The following is a 1,868-nucleotide window of genomic DNA, read 5'->3' as shown; positions in this document are numbered from 1 at the left end:
AGAGCACCGACACGATCGAGCGGTTCATCGCCTTGCACATGATGTAGGACAGGATCGCGCCGGACGCGCCGACGCAGGCGCCGGCGATGATCAGCACCGGGTTGTTCAGCGTGAAGCCGATGCCCGCTGCCGCCCAGCCCGAGTACGAGTTGAGCATCGACACCACCACCGGCATGTCGGCGCCGCCGATCGGGATGATCAGCGTGACGCCGAGCACCAGGGCGACTGCGACCATCGCCAGGAAGGCGGCATGCGCGTCGGTGACGAAGTACACCACGCCGAAGCCGACCATCGCGATGGCGAGCACCAGGTTCAAGAGGTGCTGGCCGGCGAAGGTCACCGCCTTCGAGCCGAAGCGGCCGGACAGCTTGCCGTAGGCGATCACCGACGCGGTGAAGGTGATCGCGCCGATGAAGGCGCCGATGAAGAGCTCGACCTTTTGCACCGGGGTGTGCGTCTCGCCGGTGTGGTAGATCGCGGCCACCGCGATCAGCACGGCGGAGAGGCCGACCAGCGAGTGCATGGCGGCGACCAGTTCGGGCATGCCGGTCATCTCGACCGTCTTGGCCTTCCACGCGCCGATCGCGCCGCCGGCGACGATGGCGCCGGCGATCATGCCCAGCACCGGCTTGTCCATGATCGCGAAGGTGGTGACCACCGCGATCAGCATGCCGACCATGCCGTACAGGTTACCGCGCAGCGCGGACACCGGGCTGGACAGCCCCTTCAGCGACAGGATGAACAGCACCGCCGCGACGAGGTAGAGAAGCGCTGAAATGTTTTCCACCTAAAGCTCCTTACTTTTTCTTCTTCTTGAACATGTCGAGCATGCGCTGGGTGACCAGGAAGCCACCGAAGATGTTGATGCTGGCGAGGAAGATGCCGATGGTGCCGAGCACCGAGGTGACGGTGATCGTCTCGCCGCCGATATCGACCACCTGCAGCATGGCGCCGACGATGATGATGCCGGAGATGGCGTTGGTCACGGCCATCAGCGGGGTGTGCAGCGCCGGGGTGACGTTCCACACCACGTGGTAACCGACGAACACCGCCAGCACGAAGATGGTGAAACTGCTGATAAACGGGTCAACCATTTGTCTTCCTTCCTTATTTTCCGAAGCGCACTTCGCCCTGGTGGGTCACCAGCGTCGCCGCGATCAGCTCGTCTTCCAGGTCCAGCTTGAAGCCTTCCTTGCTGAGCATCAGCGAGAGGAAAGTCAGCAGGTTCTTCGAGTACAGGGCGGAGGCGTCGGCCGCGACCATGCCCGGCAGGTTGGCAAGGCCCACCACCGTCACGCCGTTGTCGGTCTGCACCACTTCGCCGGCACGGGTCAGCGCGCAGTTGCCGCCGGCTTCGGCTGCGATGTCGATGATCACCGAACCGGGCTTCATCGCGGCGACCACTTCCTCGCCGATCAGGCGCGGCGCGGGACGGCCCGGGATCAGGGCGGTGGTGATGATGATGTCGGCCGCCTTGGCGTGCTTGGCGACCAGCTCGGCCTGGCGGCGCTTGTAGTCGTCGGACATTTCCTTGGCGTACACGCCGTCGTTGGCCGCTTTCTCTTCGTCGGTCATCGGCACTTCGATGAACTTGCCGCCCAACGATTCGACCTGCTCCTTGGTCGACGGACGCACGTCAGTCGCCTCGACCACCGCACCCAGACGCTTGGCGGTGGCAATCGCCTGCAGGCCGGCCACGCCGACGCCCATGATCAGCACGCGCGCCGGCTTCACGGTGCCGGCCGCGGTCATCAGCATCGGCATGAAGCGCGGGTAGTAATGCGTCGCCAGCAGCACCGCCTTGTAGCCGGCGATGTTGTTCTGGCTGGAGAGCACGTCCATCGACTGCGCGCGGGTGGTGCGCGGCA

3 protein-coding genes are annotated in these 1,868 nt (G+C 64.9%); all 3 read right to left on the bottom strand.

The window, feature by feature from the left end; translation table 11 throughout:
* Positions 1-787 (bottom strand): NAD(P)(+) transhydrogenase (Re/Si-specific) subunit beta (locus GZH52_RS16605; protein WP_163318038.1); only part of this gene is annotated, 787 nt, incomplete at its 3' end.
* A 10-nt stretch (positions 788-797) separates the two neighbouring features.
* On the bottom strand, positions 798-1,094 hold the full coding sequence (locus tag GZH52_RS16600) for a proton-translocating transhydrogenase family protein (RefSeq protein ID WP_136555943.1): 297 nt from the start codon (positions 1,092-1,094) through the stop codon (positions 798-800).
* A gap of 13 nt (positions 1,095-1,107) precedes the next feature.
* On the bottom strand, positions 1,108-1,868 hold a 761-nt coding region (locus tag GZH52_RS16595; RefSeq protein WP_163318037.1), incomplete at its 5' end, for an NAD(P) transhydrogenase subunit alpha.

This window comes from Crenobacter caeni (assembly GCF_010435965.1).
Taxonomy (GTDB): domain Bacteria; phylum Pseudomonadota; class Gammaproteobacteria; order Burkholderiales; family Chromobacteriaceae; genus Craterilacuibacter; species Craterilacuibacter caeni.
Note: the sequence above shows the minus strand (reverse complement) of the source record. Positions and strands in the feature narration are given on the sequence as shown.